General features: G+C 56.1%; 19 protein-coding genes and 1 other RNA gene. 15 read left to right on the forward strand and 5 right to left on the reverse strand.

The features are described from left to right. Positions 1-38: 38 nt before the first annotated feature. Both B4B27_RS13235 and B4B27_RS13240 read left to right on the forward strand, forming a co-directional pair. Entirely contained in the window at positions 39-629 is a 591-nt protein-coding gene (locus B4B27_RS13235; RefSeq protein WP_173366102.1) for an inorganic diphosphatase, read from the forward strand. 228 nt (positions 630-857) lie between these two features. Further along, positions 858-1,265, forward strand: a complete 408-nt coding sequence (locus B4B27_RS13240) for a hypothetical protein (RefSeq protein ID WP_173382877.1) — start codon at positions 858-860, stop codon at positions 1,263-1,265. A gap of 113 nt (positions 1,266-1,378) precedes the next feature. Here B4B27_RS13240 and rnpB read toward each other — a convergent pair. Beyond that, positions 1,379-1,753: RNase P RNA component class A (gene rnpB / locus B4B27_RS13245), an RNA gene on the reverse strand. Between the two features lie 60 nt (positions 1,754-1,813). On the opposite strand from rnpB, the gene B4B27_RS13250 reads away from it, so the two are divergent. Together B4B27_RS13250 and B4B27_RS13255 are read left to right on the forward strand one after the other, a co-directional pair. Then, positions 1,814-3,553, forward strand: coding sequence for a hypothetical protein (locus tag B4B27_RS13250; RefSeq protein ID WP_290727123.1), 1,740 nt, complete (start codon positions 1,814-1,816; stop codon positions 3,551-3,553). Between the two features lie 30 nt (positions 3,554-3,583). Continuing rightward, positions 3,584-3,916, forward strand: coding sequence for a hypothetical protein (locus tag B4B27_RS13255; protein ID WP_290727124.1), 333 nt, complete (start codon positions 3,584-3,586; stop codon positions 3,914-3,916). 22 nt (positions 3,917-3,938) lie between these two features. Here the strand turns inward: B4B27_RS13255 and B4B27_RS13260 are convergent, their stop codons facing one another. Further along, positions 3,939-6,017, reverse strand: a complete 2,079-nt coding sequence (locus tag B4B27_RS13260; protein WP_290727125.1) for an ATP-dependent DNA helicase RecG — start codon at positions 6,015-6,017, stop codon at positions 3,939-3,941. A 24-nt stretch (positions 6,018-6,041) separates the two neighbouring features. After that, positions 6,042-7,061 carry an MlaD family protein gene (locus B4B27_RS13265; RefSeq protein WP_290727126.1) on the reverse strand — a complete coding sequence of 340 codons (1,020 nt, stop codon included), beginning with the start codon at positions 7,059-7,061 and terminating at the stop codon, positions 6,042-6,044. Positions 7,062-7,145: 84 nt separating this feature from the next. Here B4B27_RS13265 and B4B27_RS13270 point away from each other — a divergent pair, with 84 nt between their 5' ends. The 5 genes from B4B27_RS13270 (at position 7,146) to B4B27_RS13290 (ending at position 10,480) form a co-directional block, all read left to right on the forward strand. Next, positions 7,146-8,246, forward strand: coding sequence for a hypothetical protein (locus B4B27_RS13270; protein ID WP_290727127.1), 1,101 nt, complete (start codon positions 7,146-7,148; stop codon positions 8,244-8,246). Between the two features lie 57 nt (positions 8,247-8,303). After that, positions 8,304-8,675, forward strand: coding sequence for a 30S ribosomal protein S6 (rpsF, locus tag B4B27_RS13275; protein WP_173366109.1), 372 nt, complete (start codon positions 8,304-8,306; stop codon positions 8,673-8,675). After that, positions 8,675-8,926, forward strand: coding sequence for a 30S ribosomal protein S18 (gene rpsR, locus B4B27_RS13280; RefSeq protein WP_173366110.1), 252 nt, complete (start codon positions 8,675-8,677; stop codon positions 8,924-8,926). The genes rpsF and rpsR overlap by 1 nt, the downstream gene beginning before the upstream one ends. A gap of 14 nt (positions 8,927-8,940) precedes the next feature. Next, positions 8,941-9,387, forward strand: coding sequence for a 50S ribosomal protein L9 (gene rplI, locus B4B27_RS13285; protein ID WP_173366111.1), 447 nt, complete (start codon positions 8,941-8,943; stop codon positions 9,385-9,387). Positions 9,388-9,496: 109 nt separating this feature from the next. Beyond that, complete coding sequence (locus tag B4B27_RS13290; RefSeq protein ID WP_173381480.1) at positions 9,497-10,480, forward strand: FISUMP domain-containing protein; 984 nt, start codon at positions 9,497-9,499, stop codon at positions 10,478-10,480. Between the two features lie 88 nt (positions 10,481-10,568). Here the strand turns inward: B4B27_RS13290 and B4B27_RS13295 are convergent, their stop codons facing one another. Continuing rightward, a complete protein-coding gene (locus tag B4B27_RS13295) occupies positions 10,569-11,489 on the reverse strand; it encodes a PD-(D/E)XK nuclease family transposase (protein ID WP_290727128.1) in 921 nt (306 codons plus the stop codon). Positions 11,490-11,665: 176 nt separating this feature from the next. On the opposite strand from B4B27_RS13295, the gene B4B27_RS13300 reads away from it, so the two are divergent. Genes B4B27_RS13300 through B4B27_RS13315 form a run of 4 tightly spaced genes read left to right on the forward strand, consistent with a single transcriptional unit; the run spans position 11,666 to position 18,060 of the window. Then, positions 11,666-13,102, forward strand: a complete 1,437-nt coding sequence (locus B4B27_RS13300) for a hypothetical protein (protein WP_173381482.1) — start codon at positions 11,666-11,668, stop codon at positions 13,100-13,102. After that, on the forward strand, positions 13,102-13,824 hold the full coding sequence (locus tag B4B27_RS13305) for a hypothetical protein (RefSeq protein ID WP_290727129.1): 723 nt from the start codon (positions 13,102-13,104) through the stop codon (positions 13,822-13,824). The genes B4B27_RS13300 and B4B27_RS13305 overlap by 1 nt, the downstream gene beginning before the upstream one ends. Before the next feature lie 54 nt (positions 13,825-13,878). After that, positions 13,879-14,994 (forward strand): efflux RND transporter periplasmic adaptor subunit, encoded by a 1,116-nt coding sequence (locus B4B27_RS13310; protein WP_290727130.1) that lies wholly within the window; start codon positions 13,879-13,881, stop codon positions 14,992-14,994. Positions 14,995-15,000: 6 nt separating this feature from the next. Then, positions 15,001-18,060: an efflux RND transporter permease subunit gene (locus tag B4B27_RS13315; RefSeq protein ID WP_290727131.1), complete on the forward strand. Its 3,060-nt coding sequence runs from the start codon at positions 15,001-15,003 to the stop codon at positions 18,058-18,060. Between the two features lie 6 nt (positions 18,061-18,066). On the opposite strand, the gene B4B27_RS13320 is transcribed toward B4B27_RS13315, so the two are convergent. Then, positions 18,067-18,822: a TrmH family RNA methyltransferase gene (locus tag B4B27_RS13320; protein WP_290727326.1), complete on the reverse strand. Its 756-nt coding sequence runs from the start codon at positions 18,820-18,822 to the stop codon at positions 18,067-18,069. 70 nt (positions 18,823-18,892) lie between these two features. Between B4B27_RS13320 and surE the strand changes: the two genes are divergently transcribed. Both surE and gyrA read left to right on the forward strand, forming a co-directional pair. Then, complete coding sequence (surE, locus tag B4B27_RS13325) at positions 18,893-19,696, forward strand: 5'/3'-nucleotidase SurE (RefSeq protein ID WP_290727132.1); 804 nt, start codon at positions 18,893-18,895, stop codon at positions 19,694-19,696. A gap of 21 nt (positions 19,697-19,717) precedes the next feature. Then, positions 19,718-22,402 carry a DNA gyrase subunit A gene (gene gyrA / locus B4B27_RS13330; RefSeq protein ID WP_290727133.1) on the forward strand — a complete coding sequence of 895 codons (2,685 nt, stop codon included), beginning with the start codon at positions 19,718-19,720 and terminating at the stop codon, positions 22,400-22,402. Positions 22,403-22,406 lie beyond the last annotated feature (4 nt).

Below are 22,406 nucleotides of genomic sequence, written 5' to 3' on the forward strand. Positions count from 1 at the left end.
AAATAAAATCGGGCTCGACGTGGGCCTCTGGAGTATAAATGGCTATTAACTATCTCGATCTCCCTATCGGACGCAAGTATCCCTATGAAGTGGATTGCGTCGTGGAAATCGGCAAGGACACGAACCTCAAGTACGAGTACGATGAACGTCTGCATGTGTTCCGCCTGGACCGTTGCCTGCTCAGTTCGATGAGCTATCCTTGCACCTACGGATTTATCCCGAGCACTAAGGCCGACGACGGCGATGCGCTCGATATGCTCATCTACAGCCCTGCTTCCATGATGACGGGTTCCGTCTGCACCTGTCGCGTGATTGGCGCTCTCGACATGACCGATGGCGGCAAGAAGGACTACAAGGTGCTGGGCGTGCCGACATTCAACCCGCGCCCCATCAAGGATATCGGCGACGTGGACCAGATGTTCCTGCGCATTACGAAAAACTTCTTCCAGAACTACAAGGAACTGGAAGGCAAGGACGTGCAGATTGGGGAGTGGCAGGATGCCGCGTTCGCCCGTGAACGCGTGATTGCCGCGCACAGGGCCTATTTCCAGAATCAGGTCCAGATTCCCGAGACCTTCTACCAGGAACCGGAAAGCGCGGAACACCTCCCGCCCGACGAACTGATCTGATTGCGCTTGTATATAAAAATCGCCGGATTATTCCGGCGTTTTTTTTGAGGTGTCTTTTTGGATGCCTGGAGAGGGGCTTCGGTTGCATGTTGTTTTTTTCGGGTGTTTCTAGTCAAAAAAAATGGCGTTTTATCTAGTTTTTTTTCTATAGCCGTGCTTTTCAATGAAAAAAAAGTATATTTAGGCCATAGTTAACAGTAAACATAAACTCTTATGAAAGGAGAACAAATGAAAAAGTCCCTTCTTGCAGTTATTGCTGCAACGCTTGTGCTTTCGTCTGGTGCCTGGGCAGGATTCTCTGTCCATGTGGATAACAGGAAGTCTGAACGCCGTAGCGATCCTCCTCCTCCGCCGCCGCGCGAACGCCTGGAATGCCGCTTCGAGAAGCCGGACTGCCGTCCCCGTGACCGCGGTTTCCGTCTTGACTACCGCAACCGTCGCGTGATGGTTGAAGGCCGTTGTGACCGTGGCGATGCCGAAGGCCGTTTTGACTACTACTGCAATGACGGTACCCGCTGGATGATCGTTGACTTCCACCGCAACCGTCCGGAACGCGTCGACTGCCTCGATCCGCGCCGTGGCCGTATGTTCGCCGCACGCAACGTGCGTGAATGCGTCGACATCCACGACCGCTAGTCTATTCTAAATTTTATAGACGGCCCCTCCCGTACGGAGGGGCTTATTTTATTCAAAATGAAGGGGCGGCTACGGTGAAAAGGAGAAGGCCCCCGCGGTTGGCGGGAGCCTTCAAGTCGGGTATCTATAAGCCGGGTTCTGTACCCCTTGCGGGGCGATGACCATCTCTCTGGGCCAGTCGTTACCGACCGCCTCAAGCGACCTACCCGGATATCCAACAGCCGCGGGCCGCAGCCGGTCCTTGCGGACGGATTCCTGCTTGGTCTTGCACCGGATGAGGTTTACCGTGCCGTCCCTGTCACCAGGAACGCGGTGAGCTCTTACCTCGCCATTTCACCCTTACCTTGCTCAGGCTTGCGCCCGAACCTGGCGGTTTGCTTTCTGTTGCACTGTCTGTCGCGTTTCCGCGCCTGGACGTTATCCAGCATCCTGCCCTGTGGTGCCCGGACTTTCCTCCAGCATTGCTGCCGGCGGCCATCCGCTACCCGCAGGCAAATTTAGAAAAATGGCATGGTTCGTGCAAGATGCGTATTTTCTATATTGTGCGTGTGCGTTTCTTGATTGCTTTTTCATTTCTTTTACTGCTTGTGGCTTTTCCCGTGGCGGCCGAATTGCCGGTTGCGGATTCTACCTCCCTTTTTCATGTGGATAGCATCGTCTACGATATCGGCGATGCGTTCGACGATTCCAAGGTGCATACCAAGTACGATGCGCTTGCCTATCGCTTCTTGAACTGGATCCATATCGAGACCCGCGAGCACACGGTCCGCAAGCTCCTCCTTTTTAATCAGGGCGATTTGGCGAATCTCGACCTGATGCTTGAATCGGAACGCTTCCTGCGCGAGCAGCGTTTCTTGAGCGACGCCTCCATTACGGTCTCCGAGGATGGCGGGAAAAACATCGTGAATGTGCATACGAGCGACAACTGGACGCTGACGATTCCGGTTAGTTTCGGGTTCAGCGGCAGCGAATGGAGCTACGACAATTTCAACTGGGGTGTCGGCGTGCAGGAAAGCAACTTCCTCGGCCTCGGCCAGTTGCTCGGGTTCTATTTCGGGCATAACGAGTTTCGCGACATGTGGCAGGTGGAATACGGCGACCCGCATTTTATTTTCCGCTACAACCATCTCGATTTTCTCTACAGCTACAATACCGACGGCTACCTCGCGAGCTGGCAGATGTATGTGCCGTTCCTCAGCCGGAGTGTGAACCAGTGGGCCTACACGCTTGCAGGCCTCAAGAACGAGAGCTATTACTACGTTTATGGCAGTGGCGACATGCCTGCCGGGGCAGTTGAGTACCCGACGGACAAGCCGCTGGATTCCTTGCAGAAATATAACGGCAAGAAAACGGTCGAACTCATGCAGGTAAAGAAGTTCGTGAGCGACTCGCTGAGCTTCAGGATTAGCCGTTCCTTTGGCGGAACACAGCGCAAGATTTACCTCGGTGCGACTTACGACTACCGCAGGCTTACCGCGAGCAAGGGAGAACTTTCGCGGTACTTGTTCACCGATGGCGAAAAGTCCTATGCCATCGATTCGGCCTCGGCATGGAACGAATGGCTTCCGGAACGCAAGGATTCGAGGCTCGGCGCTTACGTTATGTATTCGAACCTGCGCTACGAGAAGATCCGCAACTTCCACAATGCGAAGTGGACCGAGGACGTGGATCGTGGCTGGACGGCGAAGGTGCAGGTTTCCAAGAACTACGAGCAGATCGGGGCTGCCGATAACGACATCCGGTTCGATTTCTGGATGAATCTCTACCTCGGTTTCGGCATGCACCACCTGACTCTTTCGTCGAATGCGCATTTTTACCTGGACCATGGCGAAAAGCACGACTTTTTCGGCCGGCTCAAGGGAGAATACATTTTCCACCCGAATGACCGGTTCTCGACGGTGCTGACCGGGCTTGCCGACTTCTATGACGATGCGCGCCTTGGCTACCAGCTTTCGCTGGGCGGCTCCGACGGCTTTGTTGGTTTCCCGACCGGATATTACACGGGACAGGCGAGGGTCTACGGCAGCCTTGAACAGCGCTGGTTCCCGCGATTCGAAATTCTCACGCTGGTTCCCGTTTTTGTCGGGTATGGAAGCATCGGCGAAACGGCGTGGAACTTCTCGGATATCAACCGCGACGACCTGGTCTATGTGCTTGGGCTAGGCGTTCGATTTGTACAGACTAAGTCCATCTCCAGGCTGGTGAACAAGGTCGACGTGAGTGTGCCCCTGAACGGGGAGCGCAAGGGGGATCTGCATTACTCCATTACGACGAGCTACTCGTTGTAGCGTCTCCCATCCTTTTGTATATTTTCGATTATGGATGAACAAAAACAAAACGAGGTCCGTTCCCTGGCGCGCAAGATAAAGTCCATGTTCCTGCGTGTAGAGGTCATCATCGGCTTTTTTGCGATGGTGGCGGGCATTGTCGTTACGGTGATGGTCTGGAACGAGGGCTACTTCGCGGGTGCGCTGATGATGGTACTTACGGGCATCCTCAACATGTTCCTCGCTGTCAAGGAACTGATTGCGCCGACGGACGGCATCCTGCATTGGCAGGCGGTGTTCTTCATGATAGTGCGCCGCGCCATGTTCTTCTTGAATATCGCGCTCCTTGCGCTTGTGCTCGGCACGTTCACCAATTTGATTTAATTGCTGCTCGAAACGCGCATACCTAGTGCACGCCGTCTTCGTTTGCGAATTCCTTTTCGCCGTACCAGGCCTGGATTTTCATGCGGGCGCTTTCGTCGAATGAACCCGAATCCTTCAGGATGTGTTCTGCCGTTTCGAGCGTCTGGCTGATGAGTTCCTGGTCGGCAATCCAGTCGAACCAGCGGAACACCCATGCGCCGCTCTGTTCGTTGCCTTCGAGGTTGCCTGCGCCGCGGTTTTGCAGGTCGAGTTCGGCGATCTCGAAGCCGTCTTCGGTTTGCGAGAACTGCGATAGCCGCTCCATGCTGGAATCCGCCGCGTCGCCCTCGGGAATCATCAGGAAGCACCATGCCTGGGCATCGCCCCGGCCTACACGGCCGCGCAGCTGGTGCAGCTGCGCCAGACCGAATCGGTCTGGCTGGTCGATGACCATGAGGTTCGCGGCGGGCACGTTCACGCCGACTTCGATGACGGTCGTCGCTACGAGAATGTGGATTTCGCCTTTCGCGAATCTTGCGATGATGGCGTCGCGCTGCGCCTCGTCCATCTGGCCGTGGACTCCCGCGACCTTGAGCGTTGCTCCTCCCGGGATGGCCCTGCCCGGCCCCGCGATGTAGTTCCTCAGTTCATCGACAATTTCGTCGACGCTCCGGGCGCTACCTTCCTCGTCCGTGCCGACGCGGCTCGCAATCCAGTAGCAGAGGTTCCCGCCGGCGGCTTCCGTGCAAATGAATTTCTTCATGTCGTCGCGCTTGCTTGCGTTTACGAGGCGCGTCTTGATGGGCTTCCGGCCTGCGGGCTTTTCCTTGATGCTTATGACCTTCAGGTCGCCATAGAGCGTCATCGCGAGACTTCGGGGAATGGGGGTGGCGCTCATCACGAGCATGTCGGGGTAGTCTCCCTTGGCAAGAAGCGCTTCGCGCTGGCCTACGCCGAAGCGGTGCTGTTCGTCGATGATGACGAACCCGAGCTTCGCGAATGTGACATCCTTGCTGAACAGCGCGTGCGTGCCGATGACGACGTTTGCAAGTCCCATCTGCAGTTCGCCGAGGATTGTCTTCTTTTCTGCGGCGGGGGTGGCGCCTACCAGCAGGCGCACGCTGAGCCCTGCCGCGTCAAAAAACGGCTTGAGGCTCTTGAAGTGCTGTCGCGCGAGGATGTCGGTCGGGACCATGAGGGCGCATTGTTCGCCCGCGCCGCATACGGCCATTATCGCAAGCATCGCTACAACTGTCTTTCCGCAGCCGACGTCGCCCTGCAAAAGCGCGTGGAACTGCTTTTTGCCGTTGAGCCCCGCGACAATCGTGTCGAGAGCCTCTTCCTGTCCGCGCGTGAGCGAGAACGGCAACCTTGCTTTTGCGGCCATTACCGTCCCGAGGTCGATTTGGCGCTCGTGACCGCGCAGTTTCTGGTTCTCGCGGCGCTTGACCATGCGCAGGCAGAACGGCAGTAGCTCGAGTACCTTGAGTTCGCGTTTCGCCTTGTAGATCGACGGGAAATCCTGCGGCTGGTGCAGCGTGCGGAGATTCGCCATGACGGGCGCGAAATGCAGGTAGTCGGTCAGTTCCCTGGGGCATAGCCCGGAGAGCGTGAGTCCCGGGAAGTTGAAAACCGTCTTGTAGAGACCGCGGAAGAACTTCTGTTCCATCCGGGCTTCGCGGCAGGCTTCGCTGATGGGGTAGATGGGCTGGATGCAGCCGTTGAATTCTTCTCCTTCGTCGATAGGCTGCAGGTCGGGATGCGTTATTTGCAGTCCGCGGTATTCACCGACCTGGCCCGTGACGAGCCAGCGGGTGCCGTTCTTGATTTTCCTGGCCCAGAAACTCGTGCCTCGGAAAAAAAGCAGCTGGATTTCGCCGGAGCCGTCGGTGAGGGTGGCGATAAATCTGGAACTGCGCCCCCGCACGATTCCGGAACGGCTGATGGTGCCGATAAGCACGACCTTTTCGCCCGGATGGCAGTTGCCGATGGTTGAAACCTTGGTCTGGTCGAGGTAGGTGCGCGGTATATTGTAGAGGAGGTCCGCGATGGAGACTAGCCCCGATTTACGGAGAGCCTCGACGCGTTTGGGGCCGAGTCCTGGAAGCTGTGAAATTTCCATGGGTGGAGCCTTCTTGCTTGCGCGTTACTCGCTCTCGGCGGGGCCGGAATCCGGAAGGCTTTCTCCTTTTTCGGCACGGAGTTTCGCCTTTTCGCGGGCTGTCTTGCCGATAAGGTTCGTGTTCTTCCAGGTGAAGAGCCTGACTTCTTTGCCCTGGTCGTCGTACATCTTGACGCCCTTCGTGTCGATGGCGGCGATGAGCGCCTGCGTCTTCTTGACAAGGTCGTTCGCGCGGTCGACGAGGTCCTTCGTGTTCAGGAGCTTGTCCACGGCGGGGGTGCTCTCGATGGTTGCGATAATCTGTTCGGCCTTCTTCGTGCCTTCGGTGATGGCGTGGATGGCGCTGTCGGCCTGCGCAATTTTCTCGTTGAGGGCGTCCGTTGTCACCTTGACGGTCGTGTCCACCTGGTTTGCCATGTCGGCTACGGAATTCGCCGCTTGGTTCAGCTGTCCTACAAGCTGTTTGATGGCGGGGGAGAGCTTGTCGAGAGTCTTGTCGGCATTGTCGAGGATCCCTTCGGTCGTCTGCATCACGGTCTCGTAGATTTCCTTTACGGACTTGTGGGTGGAGTCGCCCTCGGTAATGAGCGTGATGACCTCGCGCACGTGGTTAAGCTGTTCGTTGACGTCTTCCATGTAGCGGAGCGCCTCGGCGATGCCGGGCTCGAAGTTGCCCTGGTGGATAAAGTCTTCGGGGAGGACCTTGCCGTTCTTGTTCGGGACGATTTCGAGCCTGCGCTGGCCCATGATGGCGTAGTTCACGTTGTTGAACTTCGTGCCCTCGCGGATGGTGCGGGGCTCGTCGAACTTGATTTCCACGCGGGCGCGGTCGCCCAGCCATGTTACCTTGCCGATTGTGCCCACGGTGTAGCCGCGGATGACCACCGGGTCTTCGGGCTGTAGCGACCCGAGCTCCTTGAAGTCGACGTAGGCCTTGTAGGTGACCTTTTCGTGTGCCTCGAACATGCCGTAGGCGATGCCCGCGAACAGCCCAAGTAGGGCGAGTAGCGAAAAGTAGCCGATAGCCTTGTCCGAAATTTTCATGTGGTGAAATTTAACAAAAAAACGAGAAAAAGGCGTGATTCGCGCCCGAAAAAACATATATTCCTATGTAGTGAGGTGTGCTCTATGGGTACAGGAAAATGTCTTTGGCGTTCAGTTTCGATTTTGGCTTTCGCGTGCACGGTTGCCTTTGCCGAGGAATCCCCGCGCGATACCTTCGGCATAGAGAAGTTCTATCCCACGAAGTCGGGTACTGTCGAATGGAATTCGGCGCACTGGGCTAACGGCCATGCGCGCGGTATCGAATGGGATGGCGATGCCGACGATCCGCTGGAATGGACGGACAACCGTAGCGCGGGCGACGCGTCTCCCTTCTTCAAGATAGACGGCAAGGGTGTCATGCAGATGATGAGTTCCGGCCCGCGGTTCCACATCAACAGTCAGACGTCTTGGGCCGCAAAGAAGCAGTTCTATCGCGACGTGGAGTTTACCGCCTACTACCGCAGGGGCGAGGCTTCCGCAAACGGCCCCGACTACGGCGGCATGGTGATGGGCGTGCGGAGCGGCGCGCTTGGGCATGCGAGCGGCGGGGGCAACAACTGCGACGCGAACACGTACTACGCAAGGTTCCGGCACGACGGCAAGTGGGATTTCGAGAAGGAATGGAAACACCCCGGCAGCTACTACCAGAGCGAGGGCGTGATGGGCAAGCAGACGCCTCTCTGGGGCGGCGCGAAGCTCCCGACGGGGCGCTGGATCGGCATGAAGTTTATTGTGTACAACATAACGGATGCATCCGTGAAGCTCGAACTCTACATCGATTCCACCTCGAACGGCGAGCCCGCTAACGCGAAATGGGAGAAGGTCGGCGAGGCGCTCGACGAGGGGAAGGACTGGTCCGGGGCTTCGGGCGGGGCCGCGAAAATCGACGGCTGCAAGGATTATAACGGTCTCGAGGACGCCCTCGCGCCTATCGTCGAGGGCGGGGGAATAGCCCTGATGCGCACCGACGGCAACCAGAGCAACGTGGTCCAGGGCGAATATAAATATGTAAGTATCCGCGAAATCGACCCGGAGGGCTCGTTCGGGGATGGTCCGACCTCCATCCGCCGTTCCCCCTACACGTACAGGGGCGTTTTTCCCTCGAAAGCGGCCAAGTTCGACCTCAAGGGCCGGTCCGTGTTGACAAAAAGGCCTCGTTTTCTATATTTGCCGCACCGATTTTAGTCGGAACCCTCCCGGAGCCAATGTCGGTAGCCGGGCGATAGACCAAAGGGACTCATTATGAGACAATACGAAACGATGGTTATCATCGACGCTATGATCTCTGACGACGCCATCAACGCTGAAGTCGAGAACATCGGTGCCATGATCACCAACGGCGGCGGTGAAATTCTCCGTCGCGACGACTGGGGCAAGCGCAAGCTCGCCTACACCATCAACAAGCGCCAGCACGGCTACTACGTGATTTTCTACTACAAGGCCGAAGCCTCTGTGGTGGCGAACATGGAAGCTGCCCTCAAGCTGAACGAGAACGCTCTCCGCTGGATGACCCTCGCTGATTATCCGATGAGCGAAATCGTCTACAACCAGGATATGGCTCAGTCCACCGAGGAAATCATCCCGGTCGACGCAGAAGAAGGGGAGGCTGAATAATGGCTTTTGAAGACAAGAAACAGGCTCCGCGTATCCGCCGCAAGAAGACTTGCTGGTTCACGGAAAACAATGTCAAGTTCATTGACTACAAGGACGAGAAGACTCTCCGTCGCTTCATCTCTGAACGTGGCAAGATTATCCCGCGTCGCATCTCCGGCACGTCCGCCAAGTACCAGCGTATGCTGAACGAGGCTATCAAGCGCGCCCGCCAGATGGCCATTCTCCCATTCGTTTCGGACAGCCTGCGCTAAGGAGGAACTAGACTATGGAAATTATTCTTAAAGCCAATGTTCCCCACTTGGGCAAGATGCTCGACGTCGTGAAGGTGAAGGACGGCTATGCCCGTAACTTCCTCTTCCCGCGCAAGCTCGCCGTCCGTGCTACCAAGGAAGCCAAGGCCCAGATCGAAAGCAACCGCGCCGCCCTCGAGGCCCAGTTCCAGAAGGAACTCGCCGCCGCCGGTGACGTCGCTGCCAAGCTCTCCCAGGTTTCTGTCAACCTCGAACGCCGCGTCGTGGAAGGCGAACGTCTGTACGGTTCTGTGACCGCTGCCGACATCGCCGATGCCATCACCAAGCAGGGTGTCAAGGTCAGCCGTGCTCAGGTTGCCCTCGAAGAGCCCATCAAGCAGCTCGGTGTCTACACTGTCACCATCAAGGTGTTCAGCGACGTAGAAGCTCAGGTCAAGGTTTGGGTGGTCGCTGAGAAGTAATAGCGCCAACAAGGTAAAACTTGAAAAGGCCGTTCCCGATTCGGGAGCGGCTTTTTCTATAACCTCTAATTTGCTATTTGCGCTCAAAACAATGTATATTAAGGGGGAGGTGAAAGGAAAAATGCGACATACATCGAAAATCATCTTGGCAGTCGGTATTGCGCTAAGCCTCCTTTCTTGCGGCGAAGAAGGAACGTCGGAACCTCTTGAGTATCCTGAAGAATCCTCCGCTGAGATTTGTTCATCCAGCGAAAATGCTCCTATATCAGTTTCTTCGGATTCCGAAGGTTTTTCTTCTAGCGAAGATTTGGTTGTTTCGAGTTCATCTGACAACCTGGTCTCGTCATCTGTTGAAATTGGTTCGAGTTCTTCGTCGATTGAAAGTTCTTCAAGTTCCTTACCTAATATTTGGTATATATCTTATGGTGAGATGATGGACGAACGTGATGGACGGGTTTATAAGACAATGACTATTGAAATTTCAAACCCTAATTGGACAAATGTACCTCGTCAAACCTGGATGGTGGAAAATCTGAAATATGCCTATATCCAGCCAACGGCGGAATTAGATTCGTCTAGCTGGTGTTATGATAACAATCCAGATAATTGTGAAAGATATGGTCGGTTGTATTTGTGGTCCGCTGTGATGGATAGCGCGGCTTTGTTCAGTGATGAAGGTAAAGGGTGTGGCTATTACTTGTCGAAAAATGAGTGGCATAAATGTTTGGGATATAACGAATTTTACAAAACAATTCGTGGAGTATGCCCAGAAGGATGGCATGTGCCATCTTATGATGAACACGTCAAGACTGTTAAATATTTCGATTGCTTTGTGGATTACGGTTGCGATGATTTTGATTCAGAAAAGTTGGTTGCTGGATATTATGATTCGGAAGAAAAATATTTTTGGGGGCAGGGTGGCGTTTCGGGTGCGTCGTTGTGGTTGTCTTCGGATTATTATTGCGATGAAGCTTATGTTAATGCTTATCACCCACTCATATTATATGATGGGTGGCGAGATGAATTTGCTGTTGTTTTGTGGAGCAAAAAAATTGCAGCGGCACTCCGTTGCGTAAAAGACGTGCCGGATTGATTGAATCTTCGCAAATGATTAGTTTATAAAAAAATCCAACCCGGTGTAGGGTTGAATTCGATATGTTCAAAGGGAAGTAGAGCAGTCTCTATTTCATCTTTTCCTTCATCTCGCGGACCATATACAGGGGAACGCCCGTATTCCGGGCGACCTTTTCCTCGGAAACGCCATCTTTCAGGAAATTTCTCGCGATTTCTTCCTGCTTGTTAAAAACTTCGAGCGCTGTGTCAATCATCTTCATTTCCTCCGTCATGAGGTATCTAGAACTGAAATTACATAATTTTGCCTCGTTTTGCAATACCCTGAACACGGGGTCCTCCGCAAACTCGCTGAAATCAGCTTCGTGGTTTAGCGCATCGATGGCACGGAGCCACTGGGCAAGGCGGCTATGGTCATCTACGAAGACATCGGAATGGTCGTGAAACTTCTGCACCTCGACAACCGTGATGACCTGCTTGTCGAAATAAAGCTGCATGTCCTGGTTCCGAAGCTGTACCGTGTGGCGGTATTGATGTGAGACCTTCCACGGAAATGCATTGAAAAACTGGAAAGCCAGCAGGTTCAGATTCTCCAAAATAGGGGGTTCGTTCTTTTTCACCATGTTGCTAGTGTGCCGTGCTACATAAAGTATGACGCGGTTTTTGAAAAGCGTGCGATCCTTGTGCTGAATTTCGATGGAGATGCGGTCGCGCGGGCGGTCGTCGCCGCGATCGTGGATTAGCAGAAGGTCTGGTTCTGAATTTCGGTAGCCAACTTCGCCGGGAATGAACGGATTCACGAGCTTTGGGTTCTCGATGCGGTTGGCGCCCTCAAGATTCAATGCTGCGTTCACGAGGTCCGTCGTCAAGGCTATGTTCTTCTCGCTTGCGAAAATCTTCTTGAAGCAGGCGTCGTTGTATATGTACACGTTTTCATTTTCATGCTCCTTGATGATAGCATCGAGATCTTTGCCTTGCTTTTCGGCCTCCTTGAGCATGTCGAGAAAAACTGAGTATTCATTTCTAGTCAATTCTGACTCCTTTGTGTTCCAGACAGGAGAACGCTCCCTATCTATTACTAAAAACGACCGAAACGGGAAAATGAGCCAAATTGACCCTGAAATTTTTATTTACATGTGCCCTTTTGCAAATGGGCAGCTTGGACAGGTGTTTTCGTGTGGCGCTGTTTTTGCTATTTTAAGGCTATATGCGTAAGTTCGCTCTTTCATTTGTGGCCTGCGTGGCCAGTGTCTTTGTGGGCCAGTCCCTTGCCCAGCCCCGCGACCTGTTCGCGGAGTTCGAGGCCGAAAACGAGGCTGCCCAGGAAGTTTCCAGTTCCTCGGTGGTGTTATCCTCGTCGAGTGTCGCCGTTTCTTCTAGCGCGGTTGCCTCGTCTTCCAGCGTACCCGTTTCGCCGTCGAGCGCCCCGCTCTCGTCTTCTGCCGAACAGCCTGCCGCTCCGGCTGATTCTGCTGCCCCCGCGGTTGCCGACACGACCGCCCCCGCTGTGGCGGACACGGCTGCTCCTGCCGATACGGCGGTTGCCGACTCCGCTGCCGGCGATTCCGCGATGCAGATGACTCCCGAAGAAGCCTACGCCGCGGAGATGAAGAGGCTTTCCGAAGAGAACCGTATCCGCGATTCGCTTGCTGCCCTCAGCTCCAGTAGTTCCGAACAGCCGGCTCCGGACATCTCTTCCAGTTCCATGAGCCGCCGCGACCTTCTCGGTCCGGTGAAGGTGTCCAAGGTCTACGGCATTGACGAACTCAAGGGCCGTTACAAGAGCCCGCGCAAGGCGCTGTTCATGTCGCTCGTGGTTCCTGGTTCGGGCCAGCTCTACGTGGGCGGGTCCACGTTCACCTATGTCCGCGGTGGCGCCTACCTCGCGCTCGAGGCCGCCCTTTGGACCAGCTGGGGCTATTTCTCGGTCTACAAGTATAACGACCAGGTCGACAAGTACAAGAAGTTCGCGAAGAAGCACTATTCCATTGGCCGCTACGAGGCCGGCATGCGCGAACTTTACGGCCAGCTCTCGGACGAGACGGAAGAATCGCGCTTCGAGACCCGCTACATGAACAGCCGCGAGGCGTTCTGCGAGGCCATCTATGGCGATGCGGGCAACTCGGGATGTTACACGGCGGGAAGGCTCTTCTATAAGGACAAGGCGCATACGGACCGGTTCTCCGTCTCGAACGCGTCGGCGCTGGAAGATGCTTCGCTTGGCGATGAGACCAAGGCGGTGGGCGCATTCTTCGATGCTTCCGCCCTGTTCCAGCAGATTTCTGACAAGACCTATGTGCTCGGCTGGGACGATGTGGAAGACCCGGCGGTGGCCATCAACCTTGGGCTCGAGGACGACGAACTGGAAGACGGAATCGTCCCGCTGGGAAAGTCGTCCAACATGGACAAGTACCGTTCCATGCGCAACAAGGCGAACGACTACGCCGATTTGCAGGTGTGGTTCTTTGGAGGTCTTATCCTCAACCATATTATCTCGGCGGTTGACGCTGCGTTTACGGCCAATGCGCACAACAAGGCGCTCTATTCCGAAGAACTTTCGTGGTACGACCATCTCCACTTCGACAGCTACGTGAACATATTCAACGGACTCGACGTGGGCGTGCAGGCTAGCTGGGGATTCTGATGCGGCTAATCCTGTCGGTTCTCCTGGGAGTCCTCGTTGCCTCGTCTGCCGCTTTTTCGCAGGTCGTGATTTCGGTCGACGAGAGCGTGAGCAAGAACCAGGACAAGAGTCTGTGGTTGGCGTTGGGCGCATCTGCTCTCTTGCCAGGCATGGGCGAACTTTACCTGGGCGAGAAGTCTCTTGTGCGGCCTTTTGTATGGACTGATGCGGCCCTCTGGCTTACGACTTTCGGTTCGTATTTTATTGGCGAAAAATACATCGCTTCGGCGCATTCCTATGCTGTCCGGTATGCGGGACTCACGAGTTCTAGCAAGAAAATCTCGATGCTCAATACGGTGGGCGACTACCGGAGCCGTGGTGGCGTTGCGGGGCAGAATTCCTCGCCCGACATGGACGAGGACTACAACCAGGCGATGATCCGCGCGGGCAAGGATGTCAACAGCGAACTCGACGAGAGCATCCAGTGGGACTGGGGTAGTTCTGACAATCCCGAGACGACGGAACATATCGACGAGTTCAAGAGTCGTTTGCGCCATTACCGTGTTAGCCGCATTATTTTCCAGGTGTCGGTGGGGGCGCTGGTGCTGAACCGCGTCGTCTCCATGCTCGATGCCATGCGCATCTACCGCGCGACGTCCTCCAAATCGTTCACGGAGCGCTTCAAGGTGACCCCCGAGTTCTATGAAGACGGCAGCGGGCTTCTTTTCAATGTGAAATTTTGACCGGGGAATTTCATTTAAATGCAACCATTAGTACCCGATATGCATCTAAATCGCGTGAAAAAGTTTATTGTATTCGTTTTTGTAGCCCTTTTCCTTGCCGCCTGCGGTGGCGAAGATTCCGCTGCGAGCGGTGCGAAGGGTGCCGGTGCTTCGGGCAAGGGGGGCCCGAGCGGGAAAGGCGGACCGGGAGGCAGGCCTGCACGCGAGATTGCTGTGGAAGGCTATATTGCCGAAGCCCACGAGGGCGGCAAGACGTTCTCTGCGATGGCGACGCTCGAACCCCTCAACAGTGTGGAACTGACTGCGGCAACGTCCGGCAGGCTCACGAACCTTTACGCGAAGGATGGCGCCCAGGTGCAGAAGGGCACGCTCCTTGCAAAGATTGACGATTCCGAACTCAGGGCGCAGCTCAAGCAGGCGGAATCGAACAAGCAGCTCGCCCAGCAGAAGTACGACCGCGCGAAGGGGCTCTACGAGAAGGATGGTGCGACGAAGGCCGACATGGAAGCGGCGGAAGCGTCGCTCAAGTCTGCGGAAGCGTCGGTGGAACTCATCAGGGCGCAGATTGCGAAGACCGAAGTGCGGGCCCCGTTTGCAGGCAAGCTCGGTTTCGTGAACATTTCGGTGGGCGCGTGGCTCACGACCGGGACCTCGGTCGCAACTCTCAGCGAAGTGAAGAAGTTGAAGGCGAAATTCGCCCTCCCGCAGCGCTATGCATCGGCCCTCAAGCCGGGCGATGCCGTGGAACTCAAGGACGAGGAACGCAATATTTCTGCAAACGGCAAGGTGAAGGCCCTGGAAGCGGGACTTTCGGAAAGTAGCCGTACCCGCCAGGTGCTGGTGGAAGTCAATAACGCAGGGGGCGAACTCCTTGCAGGTTCTTACGCAAAAGTGAACGTGACTATGCAGGCGGGAGTCGCAAAGAGCATCCCGATTCCGGCCGAGGCGTTCACGCTGGACAAGGACGGCGCCTACGTGTTCGTGGCTACGGGCGGGAAGGCGAAAATCAAGCACGTACAGACCGGGCTCCGCACGCCGATTACGGTCGATGTGACCGGAGGGCTCGACGAGGGCGATACCGTGATTACTTCGGGCCTCATTAGCCTGCGCGAAGGCATTTCTGTGCGCATTCGTGAAATCCGCCACAACGCCGATTACGAAGTGGAGTAAACGCGGATGAGTGTCGCGAACCTTTCCGTACGTCGCCCGGTACTCATGACGGTGATGGCGCTTGTCATCATCTTGCTCGGTGCGTTTGGCGCAAGCAACCTGGGCGTGCGCGAATACCCGAATGTCGACTATCCCTTGATTCAGGTGCGTACCTCGTACCCGGGCGCTAACGCCGCGGTGGTGGAGGCCGAAGTCACCGAAATCTTGGAAGCATCCATCAACAGCGCATCGGGCATCAAGGCGCTTACCTCCACGAGCCGAGACGGCTTCTCTTTCATCAACATCGAGTTTGAAACGGGAATGGACTTGGAGGCGGCCGCGAACGAAATACGCGACCGCGTGAGCCGCGTGCGCCGCAGGCTTCCGGACGATGTCGATGAACCGACGGTCTACAAGTCCGATAGCGACAACGACCCGATATTGATGGTGAGCCTCGTGAGCGACAAACTCGACCCGATGGAAGTTTCCGAAATCGCGAACAACTTTGTGAAGGAACGCCTGCAGACCATCAACGGTGTGTCGGAAGTTGCCATCTGGGGCGAAAAGCGCCCGACGGTGCGCCTGTGGATTGACCCGGTGCGCCTGCAGGCACTTGGCGTTTCGGGAGCCGAGATGTCGGCGGCGCTCAAACGCGGCAACCTGGAACTGCCCTCCGGTTCTATCGAGGGTAGCGAGACAACGCTTTCTATCCGCACACTGGGCCGCATTCTGGACCCGAAAGCGTTCGAGAATATCGCGGTAAAGACGGCTGCCGACGGGACCGTCATCCGCATTTCCGATGTGGCGGATATCCATTACGAACCGAAGGATACGCGTACCGGGTTCCGCCGTAACGGCAAGAACTCCATCACGCTCGCCCTGATGGCGCAGCCGGGTAGTAACCACGTGGAAATCGCGAACGAGTTCTACAGGCGCGTGGAGGATATCCGCCGCGAGATTCCCGAGGGCGTGCAGGTGCTTTACGGGCGTGATACCTCCATCAACATCCGCGCTTCCATCAAGGAAGTGGTAGAGACCATCTTTATCGCGTTCCTGCTGGTGATTGCGATTATCTTTGCCTTCCTGCGGCAGGCCCGCACGACGCTCATCCCGATGGTGGTGGTGCCGGTGGCCGTTATCGGAAGCTTCTTCGTGCTGTATCTGTGCGGGTTCAGTATCAACGTGCTGACCTTGCTTGCGATGGTCTTGGCGATTGGCCTTGTGGTGGACGATGCCATCGTGATTGTGGAAAACATCTACCACAAGATTGAACGCGGCATGACTCCCAAACAGGCGGCGGTCGCGGGTACAAACGAAATCTTCTTCGCGGTGATTGCGACATCTGTGGTGCTCATGGCCGTGTTTGTGCCGGTGCTTGCGCTGGGCGGTACTACGGGCCTCCTGTTCCGCGAGTTTGTCGCGGTGATGATCGGGACTGTTTTCCTCTCGACGCTCTGTGCGCTTACGCTCTCGCCGATGCTCTGTTCCAAGTTCCTGAGCCGCCAAAAACAGGGTTGGTTCTTCCGCGTTACCGAGCCGTTCTTTGACTGGCTCAACCGCATTTACGCTGTGCTTCTCGGTGGGTTCCTCAAGTTGCGATTCTTGCTTTTCCCGGTAGTGGCGGGCCTCCTGGCTATTGCGTACCTCTGCTTCAACAACATGAGTAGCGAGATGGCCCCGACGGAAGACTCCAACGCGGTCATGGTGAACCTGAACATGCCCGAAGGCGTGACGCTCACGCGCACCAAGCGCATGGCCGATGCCTTTGCCGAAGAAGTCATCGCGCTCATGGATACCAACGAGTATACCGAAATTCAGGCGGGCGCTTGGAACGCGGGCAACTCCAGAATGCGCATATTCCTGAACGCTGACAAGAAGGCGCGCCGCCCGCAGAGCGAAATCGCCCGCAGCATCCAAGTGCTCGGTAATGAGTACCCCGATTTGCGCGTGATGGTTTTTGAACCGCAGAGCATCAGCACGCAGCGCGGCGGGCTCCCGGTGCAGTTCGTGTTGCAGGCCCCGAATATCGAGATTCTCCGCACGCTCGTGCCCAAGTTCGAGGAAGAGGCGAGCAAGAGCCCGGTGTTCAGCGTGGTGAATACGAACCTGAGGTTCACGAAGCCCGAACTGCATATCGAGATTTTGCGAGACAAGGCGAACGAGGAAGGCGTTTCGGTGAACGACATCGCCCAGGCGGTGCAACTTGCGATAAGCGACCAGAGCTATGGCGAATTTTACAAGGACGGACGCCAGTACGATATTATCGGTGCGGTGGGTTACCAGTACAGGAGCATGCCCGAGAACATCGCGATGCTCACGGTCAAGAACGCGAAGGGCGAACTTGTGAGTCTCGATAACTTCATCACGTTCAGCGAGCAGTCCGCATCGCCGTCGCTCCCGCGATTCAACCGATTCAGCGCTGCCACCATCCAGGCGGGCCTTGTGCCCGGCAAGACGATTGGCGACGGCGTGGAAGAGATGCGCCGGATTGCGAAGCACTTGCTGAAGGATTACCCGAGCGTGAGTACCGCATTGAGCGGCTCCTCCAAGGAGTTCGAGGAAAGTTCCAGCGGTCTCTATATCGTGTTCCTGCTTGCGCTTGCGCTTGTGTTCCTGGTGCTTGCGGGGCAATTCGAAAGTTTCCGCGCTCCCTTCGTGATTTTCTTTACGGTGCCTCTCGCACTTGCGGGCGCGCTCGCCTGCCTGTTCATTACCGGCCAGACGCTCAATATCTTTAGCGAGATTGCGCTCATCTTGCTTATCGCGCTCGTGACGAAGAACGGCATATTGATTGTGGAATTTGCAAACCAGATTGCGGCGAATACCGGGTGCTCTAAGCTCGAGGCGGCTCGGCTAGCGGCAGAACGCCGCTTCCGCCCAATCCTGATGACAAGCCTGTCAACAGTATTGGGCGCGGTGCCGCTCATCATGACCGGCACGCCCAGCCGCATCGCGATGGGCATCGCCATTGCGGGTGGCCTCACGTTTGCCACGTTCCTCTCGCTGTTTATTGTGCCTGCGGCCTACAGCTTCTTTGCGGGCAAGGTCGATGCGTCGAATGCAACCGACGCATCGAAGATGGCTTAGGGAAAGCTATTCCTTACAGTCGGTCCTGATCTTGAATGCCATGATGGCGAATGCGCCCGCGACGTTCATGCTCGCCTTGCGGCCTGCCATCGGGATGGTCACCTTCATCGTCGCTTCGGCCATGAGCTCGGGGGCGATTCCCAGTTCTTCGTTTCCGAGGAGGATGAGTCCCTTTTTGGGCCACTTCACATCGTTGATGCTCGGGATGTCTTCGCCGGTTTCGAGCGCGATGATTTCGTAGCCGTTGTCCTTGTGCCACTTGACGCAGTCGAAGGGGGAGTCCCAGCGCTTGATGGGAATCCATGCCTGGCATCCGCGGGCGGCGCTTTTTACCGTCACGTGGTCGGGTCCGCAGCTGTAACCGCTCAGGTGGACTCCTTCGAGCCCAAAACAGTCGGTGCTCCGGATGATGGATCCCACGTTAAAGGCGCTGCGCAAGTTGTGGACGAGCACCGCGAAGGGGAGGGGCTTTTCGTTCGGGGTTTCGCGGTCCCCCGGTTCCTGTTCCAGGTAGACGTCGCGTTCGAATCCGAGGCCTGCCCTTGTGCGGAACGTCTTGTACAGGTCAATCATCTGGGCCTGGTTTTTGCCTACGAGACGCTCTGTTTCGGGGAGCTTCATCCATCCGGCGTAGGTCTCGAATTCGCGCCTTGCGCGGGCCACGTCGTCGCCCAGTTGGAGTATGATGACGCGCAGGAGTTCCGCCATGCGTTTTGCCTTGGAGGTCTCCTTCATTGCGAGGAATTTCGGTTTGGTATACATCACGTAAAAAGCTAGAAAAATATGCTGATTTTTCCTTAAAATTTCCTGTTTTTTCTATATTTCCGATGACATGCAGAACACGCAAAAACCACGCGTCCTCATCTCGAACGATGACGGGATAAAAAGCGGCTATATGCTTGCTTTGGCGAATGCTCTTGTGCCCATAGCGGAGGTTTACGTGTTTGCTCCCGAAGAAGAACAGAGCGGTGTCTCGCATGCCTTTACGGTACGTCGCGGGCTCTCGGTAAAAAAGGTGAACCTGGGGAAGGATTGTTCCTCTGTTGAAGCCTATTCGATGTCCGGGACTCCTGCTGATTGTGTGAAATTTGCCCTCGGGCATTTTGCCTCCCATGGTCTTTCTACCGAGGGGGCCGGTCCGGGGCCCTTTGACGTGTGTTTTTCGGGTGTGAACCAGGGTGAAAATTCCGGAGTCTCCTCGCTTTACTCGGGGACGGTTGCCGGTGCGCGCGAGGCTGCTCTCTGGGGGGTTCCTGGCATTGCGCTTTCGCTGCACGGGGTGACGCCGAACATGCTTGAATTTGCAAAGGTGTTTGCGGAGCGGGTCGTCCAAAATCGCCTGTTTGAAAAAATCCCCGCAGGAGTCTTCTGGAACGTGAATTTTCCAAAGGCCACTGCCGAAACATTCAGGGGTTTCAGGGAAGCAAGAATGGCCCTTGGAATGTTTACGGACCACTACTCGCATGAGGGTGGACTTTGGCAACTGGATGGCGACAAGTTGTGGGAAAAACAGCCCGAGGATAGCGACGATTACTTGCTCCATCAGGGCTACGCGACGATTACGCCGCATCGCATCGACCAGACCGATGAAAAAAGTTTAGAAGTGATAAATAAAATGCTTGCCGGGAACGGCTAGGCAATAACTAGAGGATAGAGAATGTCAGAAGAATTGGTTCCAGGATCGCAGTTCAAGAGCCTGATTGAACAGGACATGCAGGATAGCTATCTGCGCTATTCCATGAGCGTGATTGTCGCGCGTGCGCTTCCCGATGCACGAGACGGCTTCAAGCCGGTGCATCGCCGCGTGATGTTCAGCATGCACAAGCTGGGCGTGGTCCCGAACAAGTCGACGGTGAAGAGCGCCCGTATCGTGGGTGATGTCATCGGCAAATACCACCCGCATGGCGACTCGGCTGTCTACGAAACCTTGGTCCGCATGGCCCAGGACTTCTCGCTGCGCTACCCGCTGGTGTTCGGCCAGGGAAACTTCGGCAACATCGACGGTGATGGCGCAGCCGCCATGCGTTACACCGAAGCGAAGATGAACAACGTGGGTGCCCTGATGCTCGAGGATCTCGAAAAGGATACCGTCGACATGGGCCCGAACTTCGACGAAACCCTCGAAGAACCGCTGGTGCTGCCTTCCGCGCTTCCGAACATGCTCGTGAACGGAACGACGGGTATCGCCGTGGGTATGGCGACCTCGATGGCTCCGCACAACCTGCGCGAAATCGCCGCTGCAATCCATGCGGTTGCCGAAAATCCCGAAATCCCGGGCGAAGATCTGCTCCAGTACGTGAAGGGTCCGGACTTCCCGACGGGCGCCATCATCTGCGGTCGTTCCGGTTTCCGCGAAGCTTACCTCACGGGTCATGGCCGCGTGCGCGTGCGCGCCCGTACCGAAATCGAAACCGATTCCAAGGGCAAGCCGCGCATCATTGTGACCGAAATCCCGTACATGGTGAACAAGTCCGAACTCTGCAAGAAGATTGCGGACCTCGTTCGCGAAAAGCGCGTGGACGGCATTACCGACATCCGTGATGAATCGGCGAAGGATGTGCGCATCGTGATTGAACTCAGGCGCGACGCGGTGGGTGAGGTTGTCCTGAATAATTTGTTCAAATACACGCAGTTGCAGACGACCTTCAGCATCTACAACCTCGCGCTCGTGAATAACCTGCCGAAGCTTTTGACCCTCAAGGATCTCGTCCAGATTTATATCGATCACCGCATGGACGTGGTGACCCGTGCTACGCAGTTCGATTTGAACAAGGCGAAGGCTCGCCTGCACATCATCGAGGGACTTCGCATCGCGACCCAGAATATCGACGAGGTCGTGCAGATTATCAAGTCGAGCAAGACGACCGAAATCGCGAAGCAGAGCTTGCAGGATCGCTTTAATCTCGACGAAATCCAGTCGCAGGCGATTGTCGATATGCGACTCTCCCAGCTTACGGGCCTCAACCTCGAAAAGTTGGAAGCGGAATACAACGAACTCATCGCGACGGTTGCCGACTTGGAAGATATCCTTGCCAAGCGCGAACGCCGCATTGCGATTATCCTCAAGCGCCTCGATGAAATTGTCGACAAGTACGGTGACGAACGCCGCACCACGATTGGCGAATCTGTGGACGATAGCGACTACGAAGACCTGATTGCCGAAGAGGAACAGGTGATTACCCTGAGCAAGGAAGGCTACATCAAGCGTCTTCCGATCGATACGTTCAAGGCCCAGAACCGCGGCGGCAAGGGCATCATCGGTGCCACCCTCAAGGAAGAAGACAACGTGGATCAGATTTTCACGGCGTCTACCCACAGCTACCTGCTTGTATTCACCAACAAGGGGCGCGCCTACTGGACCAAGGTTTATCGCCTGCCCGAAGGCACGCGTAACGGCAAGGGCCGCCCGATAGTTAACTTCGTGGGACTTGTCGAGGGCGAGAAGGTACAGGCGATTGTTCCGGTGCGCAAGTTCGGAGGCTATTTCTGCCTCGTGTTTGCGACCAAGAAGGGCGTTATCAACAAGATGGATTTGACGCTGTTCAGCCGTCCGCGCAAGGCGGGCGTGAACGCCATCAGCCTCGACGAAGGCGACGAACTCGTGAAGGTTCAGCTCGTTGGCATGTCCGAAGAAGAATATAAGGCTTCCTTGAATGCCGGTGAAGGCGACGATAACGCGCCCGAAGCCGAAGTCACCGATGCGCCGGAAGTCGAAGGCGACGACGCCGACGATTTGGAAGCCCGACCGATTCCTAAGGACTTGCTGATGCTTGCGACCCGCAATGGTCAGGCCGTTACATTCCCGATTAGCTGCTTCCGCGCCATGGGCCGCGGCACGCACGGCGTGAAGGGCATTACTTTGGCCGAAGGCGACGAAGTGATTTCTCTCCTGTGGCTCAAGGCCGGCAACAAGATTGTGACCATCACCGAAAATGGCTACGGCAAGCGCAGCGAACCTTCGACCTACCGCATTACCCGTCGCGGTAGCAAGGGTGTGCGCAACTTGAACGTGACCGACAAGGTGGGCGCCGCCGTGTTCGTTGAAAGCGTTGCAGACGACTACGACTTGATCATTACCAGCCGCGAAGGCCAGGTGATTCGAATCAAGGCTGCCGATATCCGCCTCACGGGCCGTAACGCCCAGGGCGTCAAGGCGATTAGCCTCCGCGATGGTGACGTGGTGCAAGATGCGACTGCGCTCCCGAGCGTGGAAGACATCGAGCAGGATAGCGCCGAGGCGAAGGAAACCTTCGATCACGTGGAGGGTGTCGAAGTCGACGACGACTCCGTCGAGAAGGTTGACCCCGCCGATGCCGCTCCCGAAGTTCCCGTCGAAGAATAACTCC

The sequence above is a fragment of the Fibrobacter sp. UBA2449 genome (assembly GCF_002342555.1).
Lineage (GTDB): Bacteria > Fibrobacterota > Fibrobacteria > Fibrobacterales > Fibrobacteraceae > Fibrobacter.

Bases quoted from the DNA above. Each gene is read 5' to 3' on its own strand.
- B4B27_RS13260 (WP_290727125.1), bottom strand. From the start codon at position 6,017: ATGGAAATTTCACAGCTTCCAGGACTCGGCCCCAAACGCGTCGAGGCT.
- B4B27_RS13265 (WP_290727126.1), bottom strand. From the start codon at position 7,061: ATGAAAATTTCGGACAAGGCTATCGGCTACTTTTCGCTACTCGCCCTA.
- rpsF (WP_173366109.1), top strand. From the start codon at position 8,304: ATGAGACAATACGAAACGATGGTTATCATCGACGCTATGATCTCTGAC.
- B4B27_RS13235 (WP_173366102.1), top strand. From the start codon at position 39: ATGGCTATTAACTATCTCGATCTCCCTATCGGACGCAAGTATCCCTAT.
- B4B27_RS13255 (WP_290727124.1), top strand. From the start codon at position 3,584: ATGGATGAACAAAAACAAAACGAGGTCCGTTCCCTGGCGCGCAAGATA.
- B4B27_RS13300 (WP_173381482.1), top strand. From the start codon at position 11,666: ATGCGTAAGTTCGCTCTTTCATTTGTGGCCTGCGTGGCCAGTGTCTTT.
- rpsR (WP_173366110.1), top strand. From the start codon at position 8,675: ATGGCTTTTGAAGACAAGAAACAGGCTCCGCGTATCCGCCGCAAGAAG.
- B4B27_RS13320 (WP_290727326.1), bottom strand. From the start codon at position 18,822: ATGTATACCAAACCGAAATTCCTCGCAATGAAGGAGACCTCCAAGGCA.
- B4B27_RS13305 (WP_290727129.1), top strand. From the start codon at position 13,102: ATGCGGCTAATCCTGTCGGTTCTCCTGGGAGTCCTCGTTGCCTCGTCT.
- rplI (WP_173366111.1), top strand. From the start codon at position 8,941: ATGGAAATTATTCTTAAAGCCAATGTTCCCCACTTGGGCAAGATGCTC.
- B4B27_RS13270 (WP_290727127.1), top strand. From the start codon at position 7,146: ATGGGTACAGGAAAATGTCTTTGGCGTTCAGTTTCGATTTTGGCTTTC.
- gyrA (WP_290727133.1), top strand. From the start codon at position 19,718: ATGTCAGAAGAATTGGTTCCAGGATCGCAGTTCAAGAGCCTGATTGAA.
- B4B27_RS13240 (WP_173382877.1), top strand. From the start codon at position 858: ATGAAAAAGTCCCTTCTTGCAGTTATTGCTGCAACGCTTGTGCTTTCG.
- B4B27_RS13315 (WP_290727131.1), top strand. From the start codon at position 15,001: ATGAGTGTCGCGAACCTTTCCGTACGTCGCCCGGTACTCATGACGGTG.
- surE (WP_290727132.1), top strand. From the start codon at position 18,893: ATGCAGAACACGCAAAAACCACGCGTCCTCATCTCGAACGATGACGGG.